Origin of the sequence: Nocardia jinanensis, assembly GCF_014645735.1 — a bacterium.
GTDB classification, from domain to species: domain Bacteria; phylum Actinomycetota; class Actinomycetes; order Mycobacteriales; family Mycobacteriaceae; genus Nocardia; species Nocardia jinanensis.
The window spans coordinates 1-24,602 of sequence record NZ_BMMH01000011.1; the positions used below are offsets into that span (position 1 = coordinate 1).

The following is a 24,602-nucleotide window of genomic DNA, read 5'->3' on the forward strand; positions in this document are numbered from 1 at the left end:
AATGGTCGCCGATCTATGGACGGCCGGCTGCGCGCGTTCGGTCGCTGCGCTTCCTCGTTCTGTCGCTCCGGAACCGGGGCGGGCCCCGACCACGGATGCTGCCCCTCCGGGGGGAGTGGAACAGGTGGGCCGGTCGGTTATGATGGCATGCGCCTTCAGTTTGACTGGACGGCGGTGACCTGGCTACATTCCCACTAGCACCGGTAGTCGCCGGACCTGCTGCGACGACGCATGAAGCCTTCGGGAGCGTGTATGGATTACGACTGGTCGGAGGCCGAGCGGGCCTTCCGAGACGAGGTACGAGCGTTCCTGGCCGAGAAGCTGACGCCCGAGGTGAGCACCGCGGGCCGGCTGATGACCAGTGTCTACTCCGATCACGAGGCCAGCCTGGAATGGCAGCGCATCCTGCACGAGCGGGGCTGGGCGGCGCCGCACTGGCCGGTCGAGTACGGCGGCTGCGACTGGTCGCTCACCCAGCACTACATCTTCAGCCGGGAACTCACCCTGGCCGGCGCCCCCGCGCTGTCACCTATGGGCATCCGGATGGTCGCCCCGGCGCTGGTCGCGTTCGGCACCGACGAGCAGAAGAACTACTTCCTGCCCCGGATTCTCACCGGTGAGGTCTTCTTCTGCCAGGGCTACTCCGAGCCCGAGGCAGGTTCCGATCTGGCCGCGCTGAATATGTCCGCAGTCTCCGACGGAGATGATCTCGTCTGCTCCGGCAGCAAGATCTGGACCACCCACGCCACCGAGGCGAACTGGATCTTCATGTTGGTCCGCACCTCTCGCGAAGGGAGGAAACAGCAGGGCATCACCTTCCTGCTGATGGATATGACCGTGCCCGGTATCGAAATCCGGCCGCTGGTGATGAGTTCGGGCGAACAGGTCCAGAACCAGATCTTCTTCGACAATGTCCGAGTGCCCAAGAGTAATGTGCTCGGGCAGATCGACGACGGCTGGACGGTCGCGAAATACCTACTGGTCCACGAGCGCGGCGGCGGTGCGATGGCCCCGGCGCTGCAGGCCATGGCAGCGAATATCGCCACCGCCGCGGCCGGTCAGCCCGGCCGTGACGGCAACCCGCTCAGCGCGGACCCGCATTTCGCGGCGCAGCTGGCCGACGCGCGGATCCGTACCGAGGTGCTGGAGGTGCTGGAATTCCGGACCCTGGCCGCGATGGCACAGGGCAAGGACCTGGGTACCTCCTCGTCCATGCTGAAAATCCTGTCCACCGAGCTCAGCCAGCAGCTGACCGAGCTGGCACTCACCGCGGCCGGCCCGCGCGGCCGCGTCTACCAGCCGCACGCCACCGCGCCCGGCGGCCCGATCGCCGAATACACCCCGCCCGCCGACGGTTACCTCAGCGGTGCCGACTGGCAGGCCGTCGCGCCGCTGCGCTATTTCAACGACCGCGCCGGTTCGATCTACGCGGGCAGTAACGAAATCCAGCGAAATATCCTCGCCAAGGCAGCATTGGGGCTCTGATGGACTTCTCCTTCACCGACGAACAGCAGATGCTGCGTGATGCGGTCTCCGGTTTTCTCGCCGCCCGATACGACCTGGCGAAGAGCCGAACCGCGGTCAAAACCGGTCCGGGCTGGCAGCCCGAGATCTGGCGCGGGCTGGCCGAATTGGATGTGCTGGGCGTAACCCTGCCGGAGGAGTCCGGGGGTTCGGGCGGCGGCCCGATCGAGGGCATGATCATCGCCGAGGAACTGGGCCGCGCCCTGGTTGTGGAACCCTATGTCGACACCGTGGTGATCGGCGGCGGTCTGCTGCGCCGGGCGGGCGGCGAGCGGCCCGGGGAACTGCTGAAGGGGATCGCGGACGGGAGCGTCCGGCTGGCCTTCGCCGCGCTCGAACCACAGTCCGGCGAAGTGCGTCACGATGTCTCGACCACCGCCCGCCGCGACGGCGACGACTGGGTGATCGACGGCACCAAGATCGTGGTGACCGGCGTACCGGTCGCGACACATCTGATCGTCTCCGCGCGCACCTCCGGTGAGCGGCGCGACCAGGACGGGATCTCGCTGTTCCTGGTGGAATTCGATCCCGCGGCACCACCGGCCGGGGTCGAGGTGCACCAGTACCGCACCATCGACGACCGTGTCGCCGCCGACCTGACCTTCGCCGATCTCCGGCTTCCCGCGAACTCGCTGCTGGGCGACGAGGGACGGGCGTGGGCCGCCATCGATGCCACCATCGACGAGGCGATCGCCGCGGTCGCCTCGGAAGCCGTCGGCCTCATGCGCAAGGTTCTCGACGACACCGTCGAGTACACCGAACAGCGGCAGCAGTTCGGGGTTCCGATCAGCAGCTTCCAGGTGCTACAGCACCGGATGGTCGATATGCTGATCGAACTCGAACAGAGTATCGCCGCCGCCTATCTGGCCGCCTACGCCGTGGAGGCCGAGCCCGCCGAACGGGCCCGAGCCGTATCCGCCGCCAAGGTGACGATAGGCCGGGCCACCCGGTTCATCGGCCAGAACTCGGTCCAGCTGCACGGCGCGATGGGTATGACCGAGGAATTGGCCATCGGCCACTACTTCAAACGTCTCACCGCCATCGAATACGAATTCGGTTCCAGCTCGGATCATCTCGCGCGCTATATCGCGTCGACGAAGCCTTGATCGGTTCCGCGTTCCACTCATCGTGCCGGAGTGGGGCGCGGAGGCGGGCCACCGAGTCGCGCGGTGATCTTCAAGAGGGGGATCTCCGCGCGGCCCGGTGGACTCAGTACTCCAGCTCCGTCCATGGAATATGGATCGGAAATGGAAAATCGATTCCGATACCCTTCTCGTCGGTCGGGGTCCACTCTCCGGCGAGAATGTAATTCGCGGTTCGCAAGGGATGCACGCCCTCGGGCAGCCGCCCGTGCCCTGTCTCCAGTGCATACGCTCGTACAGTTGCGATCGCGCTCTTTGCTTGTGCCAGGGTCACCTCCCAGTACCAGGGAATCCCAGCGCCGGCGTAGCGGCCCTTCTTCGCTTCCATGTCCGTTTGTGTGTTCGATGGGGAGAGAACTTCACCGACGAGAAGGACATCGGTGGCGCGAATATCCTGGAAGGGGGTGCCGAGGCAGCGGAAGACCAGGAAGTCCGGTGTCAGGAAATTCGATTTGCCGCCGGCTTCGAGGAAGACATTGGTCTCCCCCTCGACCCGCCAGGAATGTTCCGGTCGCTCCGACATGGTTTTGCGGGCGCACCTTTCGAAGGCATTGGTCAGACGACGGGTGAACGCTCGGTGCTCGCTGGGCCCCCGGCGTAGCCATACCACGCGCCCGTCCCACAGCTCGATCTGCTCGGCGACCTCTTCGGGTAGCTGTTCGAGCTCCTCCCATGTCATGTACTCGGGGAGGTCGGGCCGTTCGGTGTTCGGCAGGGACATGCGACCATCGTATGCCTGGTCAAGCCCGTAAATGCGCTGTCGGAAGAACCCGGTCACTCGACCGCGGAGCGGATCGCGGTCTCGACCGCCGAGAACGGGCCGGCTCCGGTGATACGCAGTGGTTGCGCCGGGCTCAGATTCGGCTGGGCGAGGAATCTGGGGTGGACGCCGCGATTGGGCTGGCCCGCGTGGACCAGGAAGGGGTGGCAGAGATAGACATCGCCTGCCCTGCCGGTGGCGTAGGCGGTCGGGAGGCCGGCCGTGGCCGCTTCGGCCCGGGCGGCCAGTGCGCGAGCGTCGAGACCGGCGTCGCCTTCCGGTTCGAGTAACCGCGCTACCTCTTTGTGTGAGCCCACGCGGAGCCGTGTGGGGGCGTCGGGCTCGCCGGTGTCGGAGAACAGGAACAGCATGAGCAGCGCTCGATCTTTCGAGTGGACGTTGACCCGCCAGCTGAGATAGTCGGCCGGGGCCGACTCCGGGCCCGGGAAACTCGCGTCGACGTGCCAGCCGTCGAGCGCGGCGGTCTCCTGGCCCGGGAAGCGGATCACGAAACTGCCGAGGCTGCGGCGAGGTGCCCAGCGTCCCGGCCCCACTAGGGCGTCGTAGGCCGCGCGCAGGCGCGGTGTGGCCGTGGCGGATACGAACGGTGCGTCGAGGTAATCGGGCCGGAAAGCGGCCGGGATCGGCCAGCTGTGCGGGTCATCGGGTGAGGCGTTCAGGTCACGCCAGATGATCGCGCGGCACTCCTCGGCGAGGGCGCGGGGGAACGCGTCCGGGATGTGGACATATCCGTTGTCGATGAACGAGGCCACCGGTACGTCGTCGAGCACGGGCCCATTGCATCCGGTACCGGTGCCGCGGCGCCAGTGATTTTCCCGGACCGGGCGCGCCCACCCCGGAATACCCTTCCGCCCGGTCGACTTGGATCCGGATATGACGAGTACGCAGTTCGATCCGCGCACCCTGCTCAGCGACAGCCGGCTCGGCGTCCTGGCCACCATCAAATCCGACGGTATGCCGCAACTGTCCCCGGTGACCCCCTACTACGACCGGGCGGCCGAGATCATCTATGTCTCGATGACCGAGGGTCGCGCCAAAACCGTGAACCTGCGCCGTGATCCACGGGCAGCGCTGGAGGTGACCCGGGCCGACGGCTGGGCCTGGGCGACCGCGGAGGGCACGGTCACCCTGACCGGTCCGGGTACCGACCCCCACGGACCGGAGGTGGAGGCGCTGGTGGACTACTACCGCAAGGCGGCGGGCGAACACCCGGACTGGGACGAATACCGGTCCGTCATGGTCGCCGACCGCCGAGTCCTCATGAAACTCTCGGTGCACAACGTCTACGGCGCAGCCCTGCGCTGAGCGCCCCTCTCGGCTTCGCGCCTGGGCGTTTCCGCCACCACGGCCGGCCCGGGTGAGCGTCCGTGGCGGACTCGCGTGCGGCGGCGAGCGCACAGGCCGGCACCCGTCGTGGTGCAGGAACCGGTCCGCGATGTCGGTGCGGGACGCCCGGCGGCCACTGTCACCGATCTCGACGGCAATGTTCGTGGGCTGATCCAGGACGGCTGATCCGCCATCGCCGCCCGCTATCGAGGCCGAGCTCGCCGAGGTCACCGCCGTGGGCGCTCGGGCGGTGCGCCCGCCGCGGCACAGATGCCGTGTTCTATCCGCGCGAGGTCGGCGTGCGGAGCAGCGGTTGGTCCGGGGGCAGCGGCCCGGTGAATGTGGCAGGGCCCGGCGGACATATCTCCGCCGGGCCCTGCGACCTCTTCCGTTGTTACCGTCAGCCCTTGCGGCCCGGCGCCCTGGCGCCGGACTTGAAACCGAGCGCACCCGGCTTGGCCTGCGGCGGGGTCGCCCCGGACCCGTTGCCCGAGGTGCCGTTACCGGAGGTTTCGGCGACCTGCTCCGCGGTGGCCTCCGGCGCCGCTTCGGCCGCGACTTCCGGTGCCGATTCAGCGGTGTCCGCAGCCGGCTCCGTGCCGGCCGCCGGCTCCGGCGCGGGTGCCGCGGGTGCCGCGGGTGCCGCGGGCGGCGTGCCCGGAGCCTTCGCCCCCGGACGTTTGAACCCGGACTTCATCGCCAGGCCCTTCGCCGGTTTCGACGGCTTGCTCTCGGTGGGAGCCGGGGCGGTCACCTGCTCGGTTTCCGCCGCATCCGGTTCGGCCGGGGCCGCGGTTTCCGCCGGGGCGCTCTCGGCCTTCGGCGCGGCGGCCGGGGCCTTTGCTCCCGGCGCTTTCGCACCTGGTCGTTTGAACCCGGACTTCATCGCCAAACCCTTGGCCGCGACCGTGGGCTTCGTTTCGGTGGGAGCCGAACTCTCCGCCGGTTCCTCGGTGGTGGGTTCGGCGGCCGGCGCGGGCTTCTCGGCGGCGGGTGCCTTGGCTCCGGGTGCTTCGGCCGCACCCTTCATCGCCAGGCCCTTGCCACCGGGTGCCTTCGCAGCACCCTTCATGCCCAGACCCTTCACGGGCGGAGCCGCCGGGGCTTCGGCTGCCGGAGCAGGAGGCTCGGTCTCGGCCTTGGCGCCGGGTGCTTTGGCCGCACCTTTCATCGCCAGGCCCTTGCCGCCGGGTGCCTTCGCGGCACCCTTCATGCCGAGTCCCTTGGCGGGCGGGGCCGCGGGCTTGTCCTCGGTATCGCCTTCGGGGGCCGCGGCCTTGGCGCCAGGGGCCTTTGCGGCGCCCTTCATGCCGAGGCCCTTGCCTGGTGCCTTGGCCGGACCCTTCATTGCGAGGCCGCCACCCTTCGGAGCCACCTTCTCGGCTGCCGGTGCGGTGTCGGCTTCGGCGGTAACGGGTTCGGGTTCCGGTTCGAGTTCCGGCTCGGCCTTGGGTTCCTGGACGACCGTGAGGTACTCGGTCAGCTTCGCCGGGTCCACCCGTTCGATCGACTCCAGCATCAGCTGGGCGACGTCCACGACCTCCACGCCTTCGCCCTGGCCGGACTCCTGGCGAGCGGTCACGCCGTCGGTGAGCATCACCCGGCAGAAGGGGCAGCCGGTGGCGATCTTGGCCGGTGAGGTGGCCAGCGCCTCGTCCACACGGTCGATATTGATTCGCTTGCCCAGCTGCTCTTCCATCCACATCCGGGCGCCACCGGCACCGCAGCACATGGACCGTTCGCCGTGGCGGGGCATTTCCACCAGATTCGATCCGGAGGCGGCCATCAGCTCACGCGGTGCGTTGTAGACCTTGTTGTGGCGGCCGAGGTAGCACGGATCGTGGTAGGTGACGTTCTGCGCGACCGGGGCCACCGGGACGAGCTGCTTACCGCGTACCAGCCGGTTCAGCAGCTGGGTGTGGTGCACGACCTCGTAGGTGCCGCCGACCTGCGGGTATTCGTTTTGGAGCGCGTTGAAGCAGTGCGCGCAGGTGACGACGATCTTCTTCTTTTTCTGCTCGACGCCCTCGAACACCGAGTTCAGCAGTTCGATGTTCTGCGTCGCCAGCTGCTGGAACAGGAATTCGTTACCCGCGCGCCGGGCCGAATCACCGGTGCAGGTCTCCTCCTGGCCGAGCACCATGTACTTCACCCCGGCGGTCGCGAGAAGTTCGGCGACGGCCTTGGTGGTCTTCTTCGCGCGGTCCTCGTAGGCACCGGCGCAGCCGACCCAGAACAGGTACTCGTATCCGTCGAAACTGTCGGCGTCCCGGCCGAAAACAGGGATATCGAAGTCCAGCTCGTTGATCCAGTTGAGCCGGTCCTTGGCGTTCTGGCCCCAGGGGTTGCCCTTGTTCTCCAAGTTCTTGAACAGGCCCGCGAGCTCGGACGGGAAATCCGATTCGATCAGCACCTGGTAGCGGCGCATATCGATGATGTGGTCGACGTGTTCGATATCGACCGGGCACTGCTCCACGCAGGCACCGCATGTGGTGCACGACCACAGCACCTCGGGGTCGATGATGCCGCGGGCCTCGGCCTCGCCGACCAGCGGCCGGGTGGCTTCGTCACGGGCGGATTCGGGGATCCGGGCGAGCTTCTCCTCGTCCGCGTTGCCCTCGGCGTCCACCAGGCCGACTTCGTCGCCGCCCATATCGGTGCGACCGCCGGCCAGCAGGTACGGCGCCTTGGCGTAGCCGTGGTCGCGCAGCGACATGATCAGCAGTTTCGGCGACAGCGGCTTACCGGTGTTCCACGCGGGGCACTGCGACTGGCAGCGGCCGCACTCGGTGCAGGTGGTGAAGTCCAGCCAGCCCTTCCAGGAGAAGTCCTCGACCCGGCCGGCGCCGAGGGTGTCGGTATCGGGATCGACGTTCTCCATATCCAGGGCGCGGCCCTTGGACATCATCGGCTTGGCGGCGCCGAGCGCGACCCCGCCGTCGTCCTCGCGCTTGAAGTAGATGTTGAAGAAGGCCGAGAACCGGTGCCAGGCGACACCCCAGTTGAGATTGCGGCCGACCAGGAACAGGAACAGGCTGCCGGACAGCAGTTTGACGAGCGCGAAGACCGAAACCATGGTCGGGCTCGCGGGCAGCAGCTTCGCGATCTGCATGGTGAAGAAATCGGTCGCGACATTCGCGTGTCCGTAGGTCGCGATCTTGCCCGCTTTCACGAAGACCATGCCGAGGCCCTCGACGAGCACGATGCTCTCGATCACGTAGGCCGGGGCGAAGGCGGATCCGCTGAAACGGGACAGGCGATCCGGTACCCGGGGGTGGTTGAGCTGGCGGATCACGATCAGCGTGACGATGCCGATCACCGTGCCGATACCGAGGATCTCGTCCCACAGGTGGTACACGGCGAGGTTGCCGATGATCGGCCAGTGGAACTCCGGATCGAAGGTCTGGCCATATGCCTCGAAGAACAGGATGAAGCCGCCGAGGAAGCCGATCATCACCAGCCAGTGGGCCCAGCCGACGGTGCGGAACTTGTTCATCCGCGTATGCGCGAGGAACTCCACCAGCATCTGCTTGAAGCGGGGGAAGAACGGCAGCCAGCGGTCGGGTGCGGGCTGGCCGACCATGATGGCGCGCACGATATTGCGGACGCCGCCGAAGAACGACGCCCAACACAGCAGGCTGAGCGCCGCTCCCAAAGTGCCCAGCGTCACTGTCAGGGCATTCATGTCGCGACCTTTCTTTCGAGGCAACACGAGGTACGAGGAACTGAGCAGTACCCCGTCCGGCTCGTATCGTAACCGCCAGTAAGTTACCCACCAGTAACTAATGGTGTCCACTGTACGACCTGCGGCAGCCCGCAGCGTGTCTGCCTGGGCTTATCCGTACGGATCGCGGCGTGATCAATATCACTTTGTTCAGTTGGCTGTGTATAACCGATAACGGCTGATTAACACCGTAAAGGGCCCCTCATCGCGGGTGGTGGTAAGGCCAGGCTTACCCGGGTCGATTCTTACGCTTGGGAAACGAATCTCGCCTTTTGACAGTGCATTCGACTACGCTCAGCCCGATCTATCAGAAAGCGTGACATCTCCCAACGCTCGGGGAGGAATCAGGGTTCGATCACATCGGCCCCCTCGCGTCGAGATGTAACGCCGGAAACCCCGATTGGAAATGGATGACACTCCCGAGATCTGCGGTGGTCGCAACACTCATCACCGGTTCGCTCGCTATGGGATTCGGCACAGCTCACGCTGATCCGGCAGCCGAAGCTCCGAAGACCGTCAACTACGCGGTGCAGTTGAAGGACAAGACTGTCGTCGCAACCATCAACGGTGGGTCCTTCTCGATCGTCGAGAAGGACGCTTCCCCGGAAGAGACGAGCTCAACCGCGCAGGAGCCCGGTACACCGGCGGGGGAGCCGATTGCGGAAGGCGCCGAGAAGGCCAAGGTCGTCGAAATCAAGGACGGTGAAGGCAAGCTGGTCGCCTCGCTGCCGCTCGAATTCACTGCCGCCGGAGCCGAGATCCCGGTGGTCTCCGAGGTCAAGCAGGACGGCGCCGTACTGGAGATCACGCCCGAGAAACCGGCCGGCGCCGAAGCCGGTCAGCCGAAAGAGGTTCTGCATCCCGTCGCGAAACCCATCGCCTCGCCTGCCGAGAACCAGATGGCGGTCAGTGAGTTCTCCAGCAACTTCGGCCTCGCCACTGCCATCGGTGGCTTCATCGGCACCGCCGTGGGCTTCGTCGTGGGCTGCGTCGTGATTCCAGCGATCGGATGCCTCCCGGGCGCCGGTCTCGGTGGCATCATCGGCACCATCGCGGTGGGCGGCCCGACACTGGTCGCGGCAGGTGTCGAGCTGATCAACACCATGCAGGCCCCCGCCGGCACCAGCAAGTGGGCCAACGGTGGAGAGGGCCCGGCTCCGGCTCCGGCCTCGGCCGAAGCTCCGGTCGAAGCGCCGAAGTAAGCTCCCAGCGGCTCTCGCACAGCAACAGCAAAGCCCCGCCCTTCTTCTCACACAAGGGCGGGGCTTTGCTGTTACGGAACAGGGGTGGCTGCTTCCGCCACAGGGCAGCACATCGGGGCGCGGCGTCCTCGTTGATGCACGGATATCTGGATGTGGTGCCGGCACAGACAGGGTGGACTCGTCCGTAGCGGCGATACCGGTGCGTATGTGCCGGCGGTTCGTGTCAGCGGCGCGGCAGAGGAGAGTTCGGAGCAGGCGAAAGGGCCGGCAGCGTAATGGCTGCCGGCCCTTTCGTTGCTCGATGCTCGGTGCGGATCGCACCCCCCGGGTGCGGCGCCGATATCCCGATTCTCCGCGCCCGGTCGGAGCGCGGAGAGCAGGACGAACCGCTAGCTCGTGCGGATACGCAGACCCGGGTTGTCCGAGAGCACCACGCTCACCGGCTGCGCGAACAGCTGCGGCGCGTTACCCGTGAGCAGGCCCAGAATGTTCGGGATCTCGCAGATCGGGTAGTCGGCGACCGAGGAGGCGCTGGAGATACCCAGGGCCTGACGTCCGGTCACGATCGGGCCGCCACTGTCGCCGGGGAGGGCGCAGATATTGGCGGAGAAGCTCTGGGTGAGCTGCCGGTCACCGACCTGGACGGTCTGGTCCACGGCGTTCACCACACCGCAGCTGAAGCCTGTCCGGGAACCCGATTTGCAGACCGGGGCACCGACGACCGGGGTGGCCACACCGTCGACCGCGATCGGCGCGGCTCCGGGCACCTTGACCTGGTTGTTCTGGAAGCGGCCCGCGGCGCCGTCCGCGATGCTCATGATCGAGTAGTCCTGGGCGCCGAGCACCGACTTCTGGTAGGCGGCGATCTGCGGGCCCACCTTGTTACCGCCGAGGGATTCGTGCACGGTGGCGGCACCGGTGTCGTCCAGGTTCGGGTTGCAGTGTCCGGCGGTGATGTTGACCGTGTTACCCGCCGGGCCGATCCCGTTGAAGCCGAAGGAGCAGCGCAGGGAGCTGTCACCGGCGATAGCGGCGAAACCGTCGCCGCCACCGACCGGAGTGGCACCGCCCTCGGCGACCGCGGTCGCCTGGGGCAGCGTCTCCGCCGCAACCGGCGGGGCCATGACGATGACGCGGGCCGGATCGATGAAGTTCGGCATCGGCAGACCGACCTTGTCGACCCGCACCGCGATGCTGTTGTTCACGGTGTCGATGACGACACCGCGTACGAGCGCGGACACCGCTTCGGGCTGACCGTCGAGCCAGCGTTCGAAGGCGCTCTTCTCGCCGCGCAGCGTCGATTCGCTCTTGGCGACGTTGCGGACCACGAAACCTGTCGATTCGGCCGCGCCGCGGGCTTCGTCCGCGCCGGGGCCGTTGGACAGCGCGACCACGCCGCGGCCCTGCTCGTCGAGCCAGGCTCCGCCGAACACCTGCGGGAACTGGCGCTGTGCGGTGGTGGCGAACGCGGCCACCTGCTGAGCGGTATCGGCGCGCTGCAAATACTCCTCGGGGGAGATGTGCAGATCCCGGTTCAGTGCGGCCACCAGGTCGGCGGGCAGGCCGATACCCGGATCGGGGGCGGCCGAGGAGATCGCGGTCGGGCCGAACAGCAGCACGGCCGCCGAGGCGGCGACCGCGGCGCGTTGTATCCGTTTTCTGGCCGGCGCCGACCTTCGTTTACCTATGCGTGGCATGAGCATGCGAAGACTATATCGGGCTCAGCCGGCATTCGGCCTGGTTCGTACGCTGATGCCGCTTCCGATGCCCCCACCGGAGGACGAATCGGCGTGCGCCAGGATTCCGCGAATGGGAATTCCCAGGGTGGCGGTGCCCCCGTACTGGGCGAGGGCGATATTGGCCTTTTCGCAATCGGGCGCGTCCGCCGCATTGGAACCGCTGGTGATACCCAGTGCCAGGGTGCCGCTGACGATAGCGCCGCCGCTGTCACCGCCCAGCGTGCAGGCCGAGCTGGCGAAACCACGCACGACCTTCGCGTCGCCCTCGGTGGTGAACAGCTGGGTCTCGACCCGGTCTGCGACTACGAACCCGCAGGTGAAGGTGGAGGACTGGCCGGATTTGCACACCGGGGCGCCGACGACCGGGTCGGCCGTGCCGGTGATGGTCAGGGTGGTGCCGTTGGCGCCGCGCACCGAAGGCTGATCCATTCCCGCGCCCACCGCGCGCTCGTTCAACTGGATCACCGAATAGTCCAGGGTGCTGGGTCCGCCCAGTTCCGACTGCACGAACGTGCCGAGCTGCGGGCTCGCCGGGATATTGCGGATATTCGGACCGTAAACGCTGGCCTTTTCATCACCTTTGTCGATATTGGGGTTGCAGTGCCCGGCACTGATATTCAGCGCGTTACCCGCGGAATCGACGCTGTTGAAGCCGAACGAGCAGACATCCACGGCCTTCAGTTCCGCGTCGTCGAGCGAACCTGGGGCACTGATATAGGTATCGCCGCCCATCGGCCGGTGCTCGACCGGGCCGCCGCCTTCCGGGGAAAGAACCACCTTGATATTGGCGATGAGGGTCGGCAGGTTGAGCACATGCGCCAGTGGCGTATTCGCGACGTTGACGATCAGTTGACTGTTGAGGAAGTCGATGGCGATCGAATTGATCAGCTGCGAGATATCCCGGGGCTGCGCGGCGACCCATTGATTCATCTGCGTCAGCGAGGTTTCCAGCGCGGCCGCCGAAACCGGGGCCAGGCGGGTCGTGTACCCGTCGTCGCTGGCCACTCGGGCCGCGTCCGGCGAGGTCACGGCGACGGTGGGTTTACCTTCCGGGGTCATCCAGGCGCCGGCGAAGACATCGGGCCGTTCGGCCCGGAATTCGGCCGCGTAGGTCTGCAACTGCTGGGCCCGCGCGGCGCGGTCCAGATATTCGGTCGGGGTCATATTCAGATCGCGGGACAGCGCTTGGACCAGTTCGGCCGGAAGGTCCTCGGCTCTGAGTTGTTCCGGGGCGGGTGCGGCGGTCGCCGCGGTCGCGCCGAACAGGGGAGTCAGGAGAACGGTCGAGCCGATAACGGCAGCTTTGACCGCGGCGCGACGCGCCACCGACTTGCGCATGAAGTCCCTTCGTCGGCACTGTGTGCCAGATAATCCGTGGCCGTGAGTCTCGAATCCTCCAGAATCGAATCCGTTGGCGCACAGGTTTGCTCGAGCTTCGACCGGGTTGCCGGGGTGGCCGGGATAACACCGGTCAGCGGATCACTCTAGGGCACGAATCGCTATCTGGCTTCTTCTTGCCCGCCTTCTTGGGATCCAGTGTCGGGAAGGTCCACATCGGGGTCTTCGGTGCGGAACGGAACCGGGAAAGGAAAGAACCGGGGACGGGTCCGGGTGGTCGTCGTTTCGCTTTCCGTGGTGGGCTCGGTGAGAGTCGGTCCGGTGGGTTCGCCGGTGCCCGTCGGGGGGACCGTGGTGGGTTCCGGAATCGTCTCGGTAGCGGTGACCGGCGGCGGTGGCGCGACCGTCGATTCCTCGGTGTAGGTCGGTTCCGGATCGTAGGTCGGCTCGGGGGTGTAGGCCGGGGTCTCGGGTAGCGGGGCGACCGGTTGTGGCTGGACCGGTGGTGGAGCCTGTGGCGTTTCGGTCACCGAGGTGGCGGCCGGTTCGCCCGGTTCGGCGGCGCCGGGCCGCAGGACCGCGGTGACGCCGAGGGCGCCGATCAGCAGGCCGCCGACCGCGGCGGCCGCCACCAGCGCGGCGGTGCGCCGCGCGCCACCGCTACTGCGATCCCGGCGAGGTGGGCCTGCGGCGGCCGGGATCGCTGTGGGTTTCGCCGCGGCGGAGGCGGAAAGCGCCGCCGCCGTACCGGTCGCGGGTCGTGCGCCGGTCGCCGGGGCGGGCTCGGCCGCTGGTCCCAGCCCGGCGGCGATGGCTCCGAGGCTGGGACCGCCATAGGTGGCCTCGGGATCCATGGCGGGGACCATCGCGGAGTACGCCTTGTTGGCCGACGTATCGCGGAGTTTGGGCATGACGACCGTGTCGAGCGCGGAGTTCTGGGCGGTGGTGGGGTCCGGTGGGGTCGCCCCGGCCGGGGTCTGCAGGACGACCGCCAGCGCGGCCCGGCCGGCGATCTCGGCGAAGTATCGCGCGGTTTCGGCCGGGGTGAGACCGCCGGGCTGCGCCGGGAGTTCGTCCTCGCCGATCAGGGTCACCGATTTCAGGCCCAGATAGTCGAGTGCCCCGCGCAGGGCGAGTACCTGCGCGGCGGGCCATCCGGCGGGATGGGTGGCATAGAACTCGGCCGGACCGTTGAGATGGTCGGCGGTGAGGTTGATCAGGCAGAAAAGGGCGGTGGCGAGCAGGTCTTCCCCCCGGTAGGCCTCTCCGTCGTCCACGACGACGCCCGCCGGATCGCCTACGGCGGCGACGAAACCGGTGATCGTATGGGTGTGCCCGGGCGGCGCGACGGCCCCGCCGAGTACCGCGTCGCCTTCCTCTGACATGTGCAGTACCGGCTCACGGAGGATGAAGTGCGGTTCCCCGTCGTCGTCGTCGACGACCGCCGCGGTGCACGCGTACTCGGCGATGTGCAGGCCCACCCCAGTGGCCATTCTCGGATCCTCGCTTCGACTTCCTCATCCAAAAACCACGGTACGGGTCCGCCCGCGCGTCACCGGCCCGCGACGCGGGGTGCCGGGTCATCATGGGCGGAGCATTGACAATAGCGCCGATGAGCGGCGTGTGGGGATCGGGGCGTACCTCCGCCTTCGGCTGCGGCCGTGCGCGTTCGCATGTCGACTTCCGGGGCAGGTAGCTGTCCGTGATGGACCTCGCCGTGGTCGTGTGCGGGTGCCGGGCGCGGCACGACCGGGTCACGATGTCGCACCGGCCGGGTTCGCTGTGGTGGATGCGGGGCAGGACGATGCGGGTGCCCGGCGTGCGGGGGCGGGAATACATCGCCGGAGCCCGAGGTTGGGCTGTTCGACAATGTTGAGTGACATCGGCTCAAGTTTGACTTGACGGCTCCTCCGGAGGCGGGCAGGATTGAGCCGACCACGCTCAGTATTGCTGGGACCGTGCTCTATGTTCTGCCTGGGGCTGGTCCACGCGGTGGGTCCACGGACCCGCGGCGCCATGGGCACAAGCCCGGACAGACACAAGCAGTCGAAAATGAGGAGGAAACAAATGGCTCGTGCGGTCGGAATCGACCTCGGGACCACGAACTCGGTCGTCGCCGTTCTCGAAGGTGGTGAGCCGGTCGTCGTCGCCAACTCCGAGGGCTCGCGCACTACACCCTCGGTCGTCGCGTTCGCGAAGAACGGAGAGGTACTGGTCGGCCAGCCGGCCAAGAACCAGGCCGTGACCAACGTCGACCGCACGATCCGCTCGGTGAAGCGTCATATCGGCACCGACTGGACCGTGGAGATCGACGACAAGAAGTACACCTCGCAGGAGATCAGCGCGCGCACGCTGATGAAGCTGAAGCGCGATGCCGAGTCCTACCTGGGCGAGGAGATCACCGACGCGGTGATCACCGTCCCCGCCTACTTCGAGGACGCCCAGCGACAGGCCACCAAGGAAGCCGGCCAGATCGCCGGCCTCAATGTGCTGCGCATCGTCAACGAACCCACCGCGGCCGCCCTGGCCTACGGCCTGGACAAGGGCGACAAGGAACAGACCATCCTGGTCTTCGACCTCGGTGGCGGTACCTTCGACGTCTCGCTGCTGGAAATCGGCGAGGGTGTCGTCGAGGTCCGCGCGACCTCCGGTGACAACCACCTCGGTGGTGACGACTGGGACGAGCGGGTCGTGAAATGGCTGGTCGACAAGTTCAAGTCCAGCTCGGGCATCGACCTGACCAAGGACAAGATGGCCATGCAGCGGCTGCGTGAGGCCGCCGAGAAGGCCAAGATCGAGCTCAGCTCCTCGCAGAGCACCTCGATCAACCTGCCCTACATCACCGTCGACGCGGACAAGAACCCGCTGTTCCTCGACGAGCAGCTGACCCGCGCCGAGTTCCAGAAGATCACCTCGGACCTGCTCGACCGCACCCGCGCGCCGTTCCAGTCCGTGGTCAAGGACGCCGGGATCAAGGTCGCCGATATCGACCATGTCGTACTCGTCGGTGGCTCCACCCGGATGCCCGCGGTCTCCGAACTGGTCAAGGAACTGACCGGTGGCAAGGAGCCCAACAAGGGCGTGAACCCGGACGAGGTCGTCGCCGTCGGTGCCGCCCTGCAGGCGGGCGTGCTCAAGGGCGAGGTCAAGGATGTCCTGCTGCTCGATGTGACCCCGCTGTCGCTGGGTATCGAGACCAAGGGTGGCGTGATGACCAACCTCATCGAGCGCAACACCACCATCCCGACCAAGCGCTCGGAAACCTTCACCACGGCCAACGACAACCAGCCGTCGGTGCAGATCCAGGTCTTCCAGGGTGAGCGTGAGATCGCGGCGCACAACAAACTGCTCGGCTCCTTCGAGCTGACCGGTATCCCGCCGGCGCCGCGTGGTGTACCGCAGATCGAGGTCACCTTCGATATCGACGCCAACGGCATCGTGCACGTGACGGCGAAGGACAAGGGCACCGGCAAAGAGAACACGATCAAGATCCAGGACGGCTCCGGTCTGTCCAAGGAAGAGATCGACCGGATGGTCAAGGACGCCGAAGCCCACGCCGCCGAGGACAAGGCGCGCCGGGAGGAAGCGGAGACCCGCAACCAGGCCGAATCGCTGGTACACCAGACCGAGAAGTTCATCGCCGACAACGAGGACAAGGTTCCGGCGGATGTGAAGTCCAAGGTCGAGGCCTCGATCGCCGAGGCGAAGACCGCGCTCGAGGGCACCGATACCGCCGCGGTGAAGGCCGCGGTGGAGAAGCTCGCCACCGATTCGCAGGCACTGGGTCAGGCGATCTACGAAGCCCAGGCCTCCGAAGGCGCGGGCTCCGGTAACGGTGCCGCGGGCGCGGACGCCGGTGACGACCAAGTCGTCGATGCCGAGGTCGTGGACGAGCCGGTCGACACGGAGAAGAAGTGACGAACTCGGAAAACAAAGGAAATACAGGAGACCCCTCGGAACCGGTCAGCTTCGTCGACAAGCGCAAGGTCGATCCGGAGACCGGTGAGGTACGGGAACAGGCCGGGGCGGCCAACGGTGCCGCCCCCGCCGGGGCGGAGGAGGGCGTCGCCCCCCAGGCGCCGCAGGCCGGCCTGGAAGAGGACGGCATCGAGGCAGCGCCCGCCGGCGTTCCGGCCGGCGCGCCGGACGAACTCGCCGAGCGCACCGCCGATCTGCAGCGGCTGACGGCCGAGTACACCAACTACCGGCGCCGGGTCGAACGCGACCGCAAGACCGCGATCGATTCCGCCAAGGCCGCCGTGGTCACCGACCTGCTCGGGGTCCTCGACGATCTGGATCGCGCCAAGGCGCACGGCGACCTGGAATCCGGGCCGCTGCGCTCGGTCGCCGACAAACTGATCGAGGCGCTGCGCAAACAGGGCCTCGACGAATTCGGGTCCGAGGGCGAGCCGTTCGATCCGAATCTGCACGAAGCGGTTCAGCACGAGGGTTCCGGACACGATCCGGTGATCGGCGTGGTGATGCGCAAGGGGTATCGCTTCGGCGAGCGGGTGCTGCGGCACGCGCTGGTCGGGGTCACCGACGGGGTGGCCGATCTCGGGGCGAACCCGGATTCCGCCACCGCGGCGGAACCCGCGCGGGCGGAGGCATCGGATGCTGATGCCGGCTCGGACAAGTAGCGACTCCGCGGCGAGAGCCACGGATCGGGTGGCGCGGCGTACCCACGGAGCGATCCGGGAACGCCGCGCGCCCGTCGCGCCGCGCGCGACGGGCCCGCAGGCGGTAGGACAGTACGACAGCACAGAGGCCCACAAGGGCCGCGGAACAGGACCGAGAGGAGGAGATGCCCGGTGAGCCAGCGGGAGTGGATCGAGAAGGACTTCTACAAGGAGCTGGGTATCGCCTCCAGCGCCTCCACCGAAGAGATCAAGAAGGCGTATCGCAAACTCGCCCGTGATCTGCATCCGGACGCCAACCCCGGTGACCCCAAGGCCGAAGAACGGTTCAAGGCGGTCAGCGAGGCGCACACCGTGCTGTCGGATCCGGCCAAACGCGCCGAATACGACGAGACCCGGCGCCTGTTCTCCGGCGGTGGGTACGGCCGGGGCGGTGGTTTCACCCCGGGTGCCGGCGGCGGATTCTCGCAGAGTTTCGATCTGGGCGATATCTTCGGCCAGGCCGGCGGCGGTGGCGCCGACGGTGGGCTCGGTGATCTGTTCGGCGGCCTGTTCAACCGGGGCGGTGGTGCCACGCGTACCGGCAGCCGGCCCCGGCGGGGTGCCGATGTGGAGGCCGAGACGACCCTCGGATTCCGCGAGGCGGCCAAGGGTGTCACAGTGCCGCTGTATCTGACCAGCCCGTCACCGTGCACCACCTGTCACGGCAGCGGCGCCAAACCGGGTACCAGCCCGCGGGTGTGCCCGATCTGCAACGGCAGTGGCGTGGTGAGCCGTAACCAGGGCGCGTTCGGATTCAGTGAGCCGTGCGACGAATGCCGCGGCACCGGGTCGATCATCGACGACCCTTGCGTGGACTGTCACGGCAGCGGTACCCAGAATCGCACCCGCACCATCAACGTCCGCATCCCACCGGGTATCGCGGACGGGCAACGAATCCGGCTCGCCGGACAGGGTGAGGCGGGCCTGCGGGGCGCGCCCTCGGGTGATCTGTTCGTCACGGTGCACGTCAGCCAGGACAAGGTGTTCGGCCGGACCGGTGACGACCTGACCTTGGCACTACCGGTCAGTTACAGTGAATTGGTGCTCGGTACGACCGTATCGGTGCCCACTCTGGAGGGCCGGGTCGGCGTGAAGGTGCCACCGGGTACCGCGGACGGCCGCATCCTGCGGGTACGCGGCCGCGGAGTGCCCAAACGTGGTGGCGGAGCCGGTGATCTGCTGGTCACCGTGAAGGTCGCCGTGCCGCCGAAGCTGGACGACGATGCCGTCGCGGCGCTGCGCGCGCTGCAGGAGGCGGAGAAGTCCAGCGGGTTCGATCCGAGAGCGGGATGGGCAGGTGCGTGATGGATCCGAAACGGGCGCCCGAGGGGGGGTCCGCCGGCCCAGCGGCCCGAGCGATGGGCCCGGAGGCGGCCGCGCAGCATGACCACGTAGGGCCTCGGGAAGGGCGTCAATCCAGCACCGAATACTTCGTGATCTCGGTTGCCGCTCAGCTGGCCGGTATGCACGCGCAGACCCTGCGCACCTATGACCGGCTGGGGCTGGTGACGCCGCAGCGTACCTCGGGCGGCGGGCGGCGTTATTCGGAACGGGACGTCGAGTTGCTGCGCGAGGTGCAGCGGCTGTCCCAGGACGAGGGTGTCAATCTCGCCGGGATCAAACGGATCATCGAACTCACCAATCAGGTGACCGAACTCCAGCAGCGGCTGGTGGAACTGACCGCGGCGCTGGAGCGGGAGCGGGCCCGGCCGGATTACCGGCCGGAACTGATCCCGCCGCAGCGCAATACCGCGCTGGTGGTGTGGCAGCCGCGTCACCGGCGGCAGCGTTGACGGCTTCGCTGTGTTGATGGCGCCGCCTCCGGCGTCGCGGGTCGGGCCCTATTAACCCCGGTTCTTCACTCCGCCGCTCAGTCGCTGCGCTCCTTCGCTCTGTCGCTCCAGAACCGGGGCGGGCCCGACCGTGTTGATGGCGCCGCGGTCGGGGCCTTGTGATCCCGGTTGCGTTGATGGCGGCGCCTCCGGGGCCGCGGTCGAGGGCCTCTTGACTCCGGCTCTATCGACCGCCGCCGGTTCAGGCTCCTTCGAACTGGATCCGCTCGGCCGGGGTGCCCGCGTCTAGCAGCCGTTCCACGGTGGACCTGGTCATCGCGGGCGAACCGCAGACCAGGACCTGGTGCCGGTTGAACGAACCGTAGGAGCCGACCACTTCGGCGAGGGTGCCCTGCAGTAGGTCGTCCTCGTCGAAACCTATGTCCACCCGGTGGCTTTCGTACCATTTATCGGGCCAGGACGGGTCGTCGAGCCGCTCCACCACCGGTACCACGGTGAGCCACGGCAGGTCGGCGGCCAGCAGGGCGAGCATATCGGCGGCGTACAGGTCACGCGGTGCGGAGCCGCCGAAGAACAGGTAGGTGGTGGGCGGGTCCGGCTGCCGGGCCAGATCCAGGATCTGGGCGCGCAGTGGGGCCAGGCCGGTACCGCCGGCGATCATCACCACTTCGTCGCCGTCGGGGTCCACGGTGAACATGCCTTCGGGCAGCGAGAGTTTCCAACGATCTCCGACCGCGGTATCGGCGACGATCCCACCGCTGCACCAGCCGCCCGCCACTGTCCGCACATGGAATTCGAGCTTGCCGTCCAGCGAGGGTGGCAGCGCGGGGGAGAACCGGCGCCGCATCCCCGGGAACTGCGGGACCTCGACCTGCACCGACTGTCCGGCGAGGAACGGCACGTATTCGCCGATCAACCGGACCACGGCCATATCGTGGCGCAGCCGGTGGTGTTCGACGACATCGGCCAGCCAGTACGACCGCTGGGACGAATGGCCGGGGGACACGCTCGGGTCGTTGGTCATACCTCACTCGCTCGCTGGCCGGGCCGGACGGTCGACGTCCGGTGCTCGATGTACCGACACCGATCAGACCGGATCGGTACTGATGATCTCCTCTGGGGTGCCGACCGCGAGCAGCGCGCGCCGGGTATCGGCGATCATCTTCGCCGAACCGGCGATCTGGATCTGCCGATCCTCCCATGCGCCGAAACTGGCCACCACGGCGCCGAGGTTGCCGACCAGGCGCCGGTGCATTCCGTAGGGTGCGTCCTCGGTCGGATGTGGGTACCACCACGGATTCGTCTTGTGCTCGCAGACCGGGACGACGGTGAGCCACGGGTTGCTCTGCGAGAGCTGCCACATGTTCTCCACGTCGTACAGGTCGCACGGGTAGACCCCACCGATGAAGAAGTGCACGCGCGGATTGATACCGCGCCGGCCCATCTCGATCAGCTGGGCGCGCAGCGGCGCGACGCCGGTGCCCGAACCGATCATCAGCACATCGCGGCCGCTGTCCTGGTCCACCTGCAGGCCGCCGAGTGGTCCGCCGATGAGCCAGCGGTCGCCGACCTTGGTCTCGTTGACGACGGACGGGCTCACCCATCCCCCGCGTACTTTGCGGACGTGGAACTCGATCTCGCCGTAGGGGTTCGACGGGATGGCGGGCGAGAGATAGCGCCACATCCGCGGGCGCTGCGGGACGGAGATGGGCACGTACTGGCCGGCCAGATAGGGGATCGGATCGTCGGACTGGAGCCGGACGATGGCCAGATCGTCGAGGACGTGCCGGTGTCCGACGACGGTGGCCTCCCAATAGGGCGGCGAATCATCGGAATTGGCGCCTATGGCCATGGCGGCGGAGATGAGCAGGCAGACATCACGCCATCCCTCGGCGAGTTCCCTGGTCCAGTACGGGCCGTTGTAGGTCTGGAAGGCGGCGTAGAGCGCCGGGCCGGCCTGGTCGTAGTGCGAGGCCTCGACACCGTATTTGCGGTGGTCGCGTGCCAGTTGTTCGAGGAACTTCTGGGCGCGATCCCAGTCCTCGAGGTGGTCGAGCATGTACTGGACAGCGGTGACCACTCTCTTCGCCTGCATATCCATCGCGGGCGGGAAGAGTTCCCGAAGCCGCGGGTTCTCCGCGAACAGGTGACCGTAAAACGCGCTGACCAACCGCTCGGGTCCACTCGGCGCATCGACCACCGACTGGAAATTGGCGCGGACCAGCGCTGCCGAACGCGCATCCACGGCGTGGAGCTTCCTTTCCCTGAATTCCGACCCGGAGGGACCGACCGTTACCGGCGGTCCTTCACTCGACCAGTATCCCCGAAAAAAGAGATGATGGTGGGTGTGAAATACGGTTACCGGGTTTGGCTGATCTTGTTCGCGGGTACCGACGCGTCGTTGTGAGCCGTGACCCAGCACTTTTCTGGCAACCGGGTGGTGGGAAGTCGCCGCCGAAATTTTCAAAGTTGAGCGGAACAGACTCAACCTTTCGAACGTTGAATCGGGCAGAACGGCACGAGACACCGGGATCGGTGCGGATGCCGGATGAGATATCGACTAGCAGGAAGGTGCTTCGTGGACTCGTTCAATCCCACCACCAAGACCCAGGCCGCGCTGACTGCCGCGCTGCAGGCAGCCTCGGCCGCCGGTAACCCGGAGATCCGGCCGGCCCATCTGCTGGTGGCATTGCTGGACCAGACCGACGGTATCGCCGCGCCCCTGCTGAAGGCAGTGGGCACCGACTACGCGACGGTGCGGCGCGAAGCGCAGGACATCGTCGACCGGCTCCCACGCGCCACCGGCGCCACCACGACCCCGCAACTGGGCCGCGAAGCGCTGGCCGCCATCACCGCGGCCCAGCACCTGGCCACCGAACTCGGCGACGAGTACGTCTCCACCGAGCATGTGATGGTCGGCCTGGCCTCCGGGGATTCCGATGTGACGATGCTGCTGGAGAAGTACGGTGCCACGGCCGCCGCGCTGCGCGAGGCCTTCACCGCCGTGCGCGGCACCGCCCGGGTCAGCAGCCCGGACCCCGAGGGCAGCTACCAGGCACTGGAGAAGTACTCCACCGACCTCACCGACGCCGCACGCGCCGGAAAACTGGACCCGGTGATCGGACGCGATACCGAGATCCGCCGGGTGGTGCAGGTGCTGTCCCGGCGTACCAAGAACAACCCGGTGCTCATCGGTGAGCCGGGTGTCGGCAAGACCGCGATCGTCGAGGGCCTGGCCCAGCGCATCATCGCGGGCGATGTACCGGAATCACTGCGCGGTAAGTCCGTCATCTCGCTCGACCTGGGCGCGATGGTCGCCGGCGCGAAATACCGCGGCGAGTTCGAGGAACGGCTCAAGGCCGTACTCGAAGAGATCAAATCCAGCGCCGGGCAGATCATCACCTTCATCGACGAACTACATACGATCGTCGGTGCGGGCGCGACCGGCGAATCGGCGATGGACGCCGGGAACATGATCAAACCGATGCTCGCCCGTGGTGAACTGCGGCTCGTCGGCGCGACCACGCTCGACGAGTATCGGAAGCACATCGAGAAGGATGCCGCGCTGGAGCGCCGCTTCCAGCAGGTGATCGTCGGTGAACCCTCGGTGCAGGACACCGTGGGCATCCTGCGCGGTATCAAAGAGCGCTACGAGGTGCACCACGGTGTACGGATCACCGACTCCGCGCTGGTATCGGCGGCCGCGCTCTCGGACCGCTACATCACCTCCCGGTTCCTGCCCGACAAGGCGATCGACCTGGTCGACGAGGCGGCGTCACGGCTGCGGATGGAGATCGACTCCCGGCCGGTGGAAATCGATGAGGTCGAACGCGCGGTACGGCGGCTCGAGATCGAAGAGGTGGCGCTCACCAAGGAGACCGACGAGGCATCCAAACAGCGGCTGGAGAAACTGCGCGCCGAACTCGCCGACGACCGGGAGAAGCTCAATCAGCTCACCACCCGCTGGCAGAACGAAAAAACGGCGATCGATCAGGTCCGCGTGCTCAAAGAGCAGCTCGAGACACTGCGCGGCGAATCCGAACGCGCAGAACGCGACGGTGACCTGGGCAAGGCCGCCGAACTGCGGTACGGGCGGATCCCGACGCTGGAGAAGGAGCTCGCCGAGGCCGAGGAAGCCTCCGGTGCGGCCGCGGACGGTGAGGTCATGCTCAAGGAGGAGGTCGGTCCGGACGATATCGCGGAGGTGATCTCGGCCTGGACCGGGATTCCGGTGGGCCGGCTGCTCGAAGGCGAGACCGAGAAACTGCTGCGGATGGAATCCGAACTCGCCCGCCGGGTGGTCGGGCAGAACGACGCGGTGCGGGCCGTGTCCGACGCGGTACGGCGGGCGCGTGCCGGAGTCGCGGATCCGAACCGGCCGACCGGCTCGTTCCTTTTCGTCGGTCCCACCGGTGTCGGTAAGACGGAACTGGCCAAAGCGCTGGCGGACTTCCTGTTCGACGACGAGCGCGCGATGGTCCGCATCGATATGAGCGAGTACAGCGAGAAGCACGCGGTCGCCCGCCTGGTCGGCGCCCCGCCCGGATACGTCGGCTACGACCAGGGCGGTCAGCTGACCGAAGCGGTGCGGCGGCGGCCCTACACCGTGGTGCTGTTCGACGAGATCGAGAAGGCGCACCCCGATGTCTTCGACATCCTGCTCGCCGTGCTCGACGAGGGCCGGCTGACCGACGGTCAGGGCCGGACGGTGGATTTCCGCAACACCATTCTGATCCTGACTTCGAATCTGGGTGCGGGCGCCGACGCGGAATTCGTGATGAACGCGGTCCGTGCCGCGTTCAAACCGGAATTCCTGAACCGCCTGGACGATGTGGTGATGTTCCAGGCCCTCGACGAGGACCAGCTCGCGCATGTCGTGGATATCCAGCTCGACCAGTTGCAGCGGCGGCTCGCGCAGCGGCGGCTGACCCTCGAGGTGAGCGATTCGGCCCGCTTCTGGCTGGCGGTACGCGGCTACGACCCGGTGTACGGTGCCCGCCCGCTGCGGCGCCTGATCCAGCAGTCGATCGGCGACACCCTCGCCAAGGAACTGCTGTCCGGCAAGGTCACCGACGGCGATACGGTCGAAGTCTCCGTGACGCCGGACGGGGACGGACTCGTCGTCGGCCGGCGCGACCGCGCCGTAGCTCCGGTCACGCCGGGTTCGTAACCGCGCCGCGTCACCGCGAACCCGGCGCTGACCTCGTCTTCACCACCCTCGCAAGCCCCGGTCCCGGGCGACCGAGCTCGCCCGGGACCGGTTCGGCCGCAGTTCACCGCGGTTTGTGTTGTGGGTGTGGGGTCGCATGTGGGCGCGGGTGGCCGTGGCGGTGGCGGAGGTGCGCTTAGTCTGG

The 24,602-nt window shown here is 67.3% G+C and carries 17 protein-coding genes; 9 read left to right on the top strand and 8 right to left on the bottom strand.

Going from position 1 to position 24,602, the window contains the following annotated elements:
* Positions 1-252: 252 nt before the first annotated feature.
* Together IEY68_RS23245 and IEY68_RS23250 are read left to right on the top strand one after the other, a co-directional pair.
* The gene (locus IEY68_RS23245) at positions 253-1,485 is read left to right on the top strand and encodes an acyl-CoA dehydrogenase family protein (protein ID WP_062999887.1); all 1,233 of its coding nucleotides are present in this window, start codon (positions 253-255) and stop codon (positions 1,483-1,485) included.
* Positions 1,485-2,630 (top strand): acyl-CoA dehydrogenase family protein, encoded by a 1,146-nt coding sequence (locus IEY68_RS23250; protein ID WP_062999886.1) that lies wholly within the window; start codon positions 1,485-1,487, stop codon positions 2,628-2,630. The genes IEY68_RS23245 and IEY68_RS23250 overlap by 1 nt, the downstream gene beginning before the upstream one ends.
* Positions 2,631-2,733: 103 nt before the next feature.
* Here IEY68_RS23250 and IEY68_RS23255 read toward each other — a convergent pair whose 3' ends face one another.
* A complete protein-coding gene (locus IEY68_RS23255) occupies positions 2,734-3,387 on the bottom strand; it encodes a Uma2 family endonuclease (protein ID WP_062999884.1) in 654 nt (217 codons plus the stop codon).
* Positions 3,388-3,440: 53 nt separating this feature from the next.
* Positions 3,441-4,217, bottom strand: coding sequence for a phytanoyl-CoA dioxygenase family protein (locus IEY68_RS23260; RefSeq protein WP_062999882.1), 777 nt, complete (start codon positions 4,215-4,217; stop codon positions 3,441-3,443).
* 103 nt (positions 4,218-4,320) lie between these two features.
* Between IEY68_RS23260 and IEY68_RS23265 the strand changes: the two genes are divergently transcribed.
* Entirely contained in the window at positions 4,321-4,752 is a 432-nt protein-coding gene (locus IEY68_RS23265) for a PPOX class F420-dependent oxidoreductase (protein ID WP_062999895.1), read from the top strand.
* A 421-nt stretch (positions 4,753-5,173) separates the two neighbouring features.
* Here IEY68_RS23265 and IEY68_RS23275 read toward each other — a convergent pair whose 3' ends face one another.
* Positions 5,174-8,458 (bottom strand): (Fe-S)-binding protein, encoded by a 3,285-nt coding sequence (locus IEY68_RS23275; RefSeq protein WP_062999881.1) that lies wholly within the window; start codon positions 8,456-8,458, stop codon positions 5,174-5,176.
* A gap of 470 nt (positions 8,459-8,928) precedes the next feature.
* On the opposite strand from IEY68_RS23275, the gene IEY68_RS23280 reads away from it, so the two are divergent.
* The gene (locus IEY68_RS23280) at positions 8,929-9,699 is read left to right on the top strand and encodes a DUF8020 domain-containing protein (RefSeq protein WP_229718937.1); all 771 of its coding nucleotides are present in this window, start codon (positions 8,929-8,931) and stop codon (positions 9,697-9,699) included.
* Between the two features lie 389 nt (positions 9,700-10,088).
* Here IEY68_RS23280 and IEY68_RS23285 read toward each other — a convergent pair whose 3' ends face one another.
* The 3 genes from IEY68_RS23285 to IEY68_RS23295 form a co-directional block, all read right to left on the bottom strand.
* Positions 10,089-11,402, bottom strand: coding sequence for a S1 family peptidase (locus tag IEY68_RS23285; protein WP_189094464.1), 1,314 nt, complete (start codon positions 11,400-11,402; stop codon positions 10,089-10,091).
* An 18-nt stretch (positions 11,403-11,420) separates the two neighbouring features.
* The gene (locus IEY68_RS23290) at positions 11,421-12,776 is read right to left on the bottom strand and encodes a S1 family peptidase (RefSeq protein ID WP_062999877.1); all 1,356 of its coding nucleotides are present in this window, start codon (positions 12,774-12,776) and stop codon (positions 11,421-11,423) included.
* A gap of 161 nt (positions 12,777-12,937) precedes the next feature.
* Positions 12,938-14,269: a hypothetical protein gene (locus IEY68_RS23295; RefSeq protein ID WP_062999874.1), complete on the bottom strand. Its 1,332-nt coding sequence runs from the start codon at positions 14,267-14,269 to the stop codon at positions 12,938-12,940.
* Positions 14,270-14,843: 574 nt separating this feature from the next.
* On the opposite strand from IEY68_RS23295, the gene dnaK reads away from it, so the two are divergent.
* The 4 genes from dnaK (at position 14,844) to IEY68_RS23315 (ending at position 19,248) form a co-directional block, all read left to right on the top strand.
* Positions 14,844-16,694 carry a molecular chaperone DnaK gene (dnaK, locus tag IEY68_RS23300; RefSeq protein WP_062999872.1) on the top strand — a complete coding sequence of 617 codons (1,851 nt, stop codon included), beginning with the start codon at positions 14,844-14,846 and terminating at the stop codon, positions 16,692-16,694.
* Positions 16,691-17,416: a nucleotide exchange factor GrpE gene (gene grpE, locus IEY68_RS23305; RefSeq protein ID WP_062999869.1), complete on the top strand. Its 726-nt coding sequence runs from the start codon at positions 16,691-16,693 to the stop codon at positions 17,414-17,416. Before dnaK ends, grpE begins: the two co-directional genes overlap by 4 nt.
* A 171-nt stretch (positions 17,417-17,587) precedes the next feature.
* Positions 17,588-18,760, top strand: a complete 1,173-nt coding sequence (gene dnaJ, locus IEY68_RS23310; protein WP_062999867.1) for a molecular chaperone DnaJ — start codon at positions 17,588-17,590, stop codon at positions 18,758-18,760.
* A 53-nt stretch (positions 18,761-18,813) separates the two neighbouring features.
* Positions 18,814-19,248 carry a heat shock protein transcriptional repressor HspR gene (locus tag IEY68_RS23315; protein WP_062999892.1) on the top strand — a complete coding sequence of 145 codons (435 nt, stop codon included), beginning with the start codon at positions 18,814-18,816 and terminating at the stop codon, positions 19,246-19,248.
* A gap of 241 nt (positions 19,249-19,489) precedes the next feature.
* Here IEY68_RS23315 and IEY68_RS23320 read toward each other — a convergent pair whose 3' ends face one another.
* Together IEY68_RS23320 and IEY68_RS23325 are read right to left on the bottom strand one after the other, a co-directional pair.
* Positions 19,490-20,272 (bottom strand): FAD-binding oxidoreductase, encoded by a 783-nt coding sequence (locus IEY68_RS23320; RefSeq protein WP_062999861.1) that lies wholly within the window; start codon positions 20,270-20,272, stop codon positions 19,490-19,492.
* A 63-nt stretch (positions 20,273-20,335) separates the two neighbouring features.
* Positions 20,336-21,493 carry a globin domain-containing protein gene (locus IEY68_RS23325; protein ID WP_062999854.1) on the bottom strand — a complete coding sequence of 386 codons (1,158 nt, stop codon included), beginning with the start codon at positions 21,491-21,493 and terminating at the stop codon, positions 20,336-20,338.
* A 333-nt stretch (positions 21,494-21,826) separates the two neighbouring features.
* Here IEY68_RS23325 and clpB point away from each other — a divergent pair, with 333 nt between their 5' ends.
* Complete coding sequence (gene clpB, locus IEY68_RS23330; RefSeq protein WP_062999852.1) at positions 21,827-24,418, top strand: ATP-dependent chaperone ClpB; 2,592 nt, start codon at positions 21,827-21,829, stop codon at positions 24,416-24,418.
* Positions 24,419-24,602 lie beyond the last annotated feature (184 nt).

What these genes read in the sequence shown, in the direction of transcription:
- dnaK (WP_062999872.1), top strand. Translation starts at nt 14,844, where the DNA reads ATGGCTCGTGCGGTCGGAATCGACCTCGGGACCACGAACTCGGTCGTC.
- IEY68_RS23265 (WP_062999895.1), top strand. Translation starts at nt 4,321, where the DNA reads ATGACGAGTACGCAGTTCGATCCGCGCACCCTGCTCAGCGACAGCCGG.
- IEY68_RS23290 (WP_062999877.1), bottom strand. Translation starts at nt 12,776, where the DNA reads ATGCGCAAGTCGGTGGCGCGTCGCGCCGCGGTCAAAGCTGCCGTTATC.
- IEY68_RS23275 (WP_062999881.1), bottom strand. Translation starts at nt 8,458, where the DNA reads ATGAATGCCCTGACAGTGACGCTGGGCACTTTGGGAGCGGCGCTCAGC.
- IEY68_RS23250 (WP_062999886.1), top strand. Translation starts at nt 1,485, where the DNA reads ATGGACTTCTCCTTCACCGACGAACAGCAGATGCTGCGTGATGCGGTC.
- IEY68_RS23255 (WP_062999884.1), bottom strand. Translation starts at nt 3,387, where the DNA reads ATGTCCCTGCCGAACACCGAACGGCCCGACCTCCCCGAGTACATGACA.
- IEY68_RS23245 (WP_062999887.1), top strand. Translation starts at nt 253, where the DNA reads ATGGATTACGACTGGTCGGAGGCCGAGCGGGCCTTCCGAGACGAGGTA.
- IEY68_RS23315 (WP_062999892.1), top strand. Translation starts at nt 18,814, where the DNA reads ATGGGCCCGGAGGCGGCCGCGCAGCATGACCACGTAGGGCCTCGGGAA.
- IEY68_RS23320 (WP_062999861.1), bottom strand. Translation starts at nt 20,272, where the DNA reads ATGACCAACGACCCGAGCGTGTCCCCCGGCCATTCGTCCCAGCGGTCG.
- IEY68_RS23295 (WP_062999874.1), bottom strand. Translation starts at nt 14,269, where the DNA reads ATGGCCACTGGGGTGGGCCTGCACATCGCCGAGTACGCGTGCACCGCG.
- IEY68_RS23285 (WP_189094464.1), bottom strand. Translation starts at nt 11,402, where the DNA reads ATGCTCATGCCACGCATAGGTAAACGAAGGTCGGCGCCGGCCAGAAAA.